Genomic DNA, 2,105 nt, shown 5'->3' on the forward strand with positions numbered 1-2,105 from the left:
GAGCGGCGTGGTGCTGGCTACCGCTTCCAAATGCGTGTGCCGGCTGACCTCAGATCGGCCTACGGTGCGTCACCCATCCGCATCCGCCTCGGTTCAGTGGGGGCAACGTCACCAGCATGGCCATTCTAAAATGGTGTCAGGAGACCAGCGTCGAGTGGCATTACATTGCCCCCGGCAAGCCGATGCAGAACGGCTTTGTCGAGAGCTTCAACGGCAGCTTCCGCGACGAGTGCCTGAACGAGACCCTGTTCTCGTCACTCGCTCAAGCCCGCGCCGCCATCACTGCTTGGAAGGAGGATTACAACAAGAACAGACCACACTCATCGCTGGGCAACATTACTCCCAGCGAGTTCGCAATGAAAATGGCTATGGAAAAACAGGCCGCATGAGGCCAGATTGACAACCCCAGACTCTCCCGAAAACTGGAGGGAAAGAGGGGCTCAGGTCAGAGGCGCTGATGGCCGGAGATCGTCACCGCTGACGGATCCGGGTTCTCTTCACACGTGAGAAATAGCCACTCAGATCATTGCCAACCCAAATCGAAGCAGTTCTACCTGCTCCAGGCTCACGCAGGCACTGCTTCCTCCTGGTCCGTGAGCTCCTGTTTTCCGAGGTGCTAATGCCGGACATTATCCGCCTTTCCCAAAGTGGTACAATTGCAACGATTTCTGTGTTGGATCTCGCCGGCTGGGCAAGCGGCACCCTTAAGGGCATCGGTGCTCCCCTTCGCCTGCCACCGATCCAACGATCGGTGGTGTGGCGCAATAACCAGATACTTGATTATTGGGACAGCTTACTGCGCGGTTTTCCGCCGGGGATGATGATGGTTCAAAAGACAGCCATCGGGGCCCTGGCGCGAAGTGTCGAGGGCTTGACAAGCATTCAGGATACGGACGGATATCAGCTATTCGACGGCCAGCAGCGGTTGAATGCGATTTTGACGGGACTAGGGCTTGCGATCGGCCGGAAAACACGTCCGGAGCGACAAATATGGATCGAGCTCAATCCACCTGACCGGCAAAGAAAAAACTCGGAAACTAGATTTGTATTGCGAATTAACAGTATCGGGCAGCCATTTGGATATCGCCACGAGTTCCCAAATGAAAAATTCCCTATTGCGAAGCGCCGAGAATATCAGGTACCGAACGCACAGAAAGACGCACCGGCATTCTTCAATGTTTTGGTGGACAATGCTCTTGGCTCTACTTTGATTGAGTCATGCTGTGCAGTGCCACTGGAAAAGTTCATAAAGCTCGCATACGAAAACTGCTTCGATGCCTCTGCATTTAAAAGCGCATGGCGGGAAGGCGACACCCTGGTTTTGGAAAGAGCTGACGATGAGATTCTCTGCGAGGCTCTGACCGCGCTAAAGTTTGCGCTGGAGCTTGATGTTCCTTTGTTTTTTCTGCCCGAGTCCGTTCTCGGCCATGAAGGTAACTATATTCGCTTCTTCGAACGCGTCGGAAAGGGAGGCTCCCCCCTCAGTGAGGCGGAGCTCAGTTATTCAATCATCAAGCAGCGCTACCCAATGGTCCATGATCGGATTCGAGAAGTTATAAATCAGGCGGGCCACTGGATCGGCGAAGTGGCCCTTGCTCTGGCGACCTTACGTGTCGCCAGAGTCTTGGCTGCAAGCGAGGATATCAAAAGCGGGGAGCTCCGACGACCCAATCCGAAGGATGTGCAGCAACTGAATTTCAAGGCAGACATCGACCCTGTGATCCGTTACTTCAAATATCTCATGCCCGAACGGGGCGAGGCGAACATCATTCGCGACGCGGCGGAAGCCCTGCGAGATGCACTCGTGTTCTCAATGGAGGACAATCCCCGCGGCTTGCTGCCGCTGGCCTTGTTCCAACTGGACACGAACCTGCTGGACTGCCTGTTTCTACTGGCGGTGAAACGCCTGGAGAGCACCGGCGCCATGCCTTGGAGCCGATACGAAAGGGAAGAACTTATCGGCTTTGTGCTTTACTGGATGCTCTTCGTTCACAGCGATGAAAAGGCCGCGCAGGAGGTTTTTCTTCACGTCGCACAGAACGCCAACGAGCCAAATGCGATACGCCCAAGAGCTCTATTGAGGCTGCTTGACAATAGCGAGCACC

2 protein-coding genes and 1 pseudogene are annotated in these 2,105 nt (G+C 54.9%); all 3 read left to right on the plus strand.

The window, feature by feature from the left end:
- The coding region (locus V5F61_RS21115) for a DUF6538 domain-containing protein (RefSeq protein ID WP_393990623.1) at positions 1-129 on the plus strand (129 nt) is incomplete at its 5' end.
- Positions 96-389, plus strand: a pseudogene (locus tag V5F61_RS21120) (integrase core domain-containing protein); the annotation flags it as partial. The gene V5F61_RS21115 and the pseudogene V5F61_RS21120, both read left to right, overlap by 34 nt.
- Before the next feature lie 230 nt (positions 390-619).
- Positions 620-2,105, plus strand: a 1,486-nt coding sequence (locus tag V5F61_RS21125; RefSeq protein WP_393990622.1) for a DUF262 domain-containing protein, incomplete at its 3' end; no start/stop codon positions are given.

This window comes from Xanthobacter sediminis, from assembly GCF_043195015.1.
Lineage (GTDB): Bacteria > Pseudomonadota > Alphaproteobacteria > Rhizobiales > Xanthobacteraceae > Xanthobacter.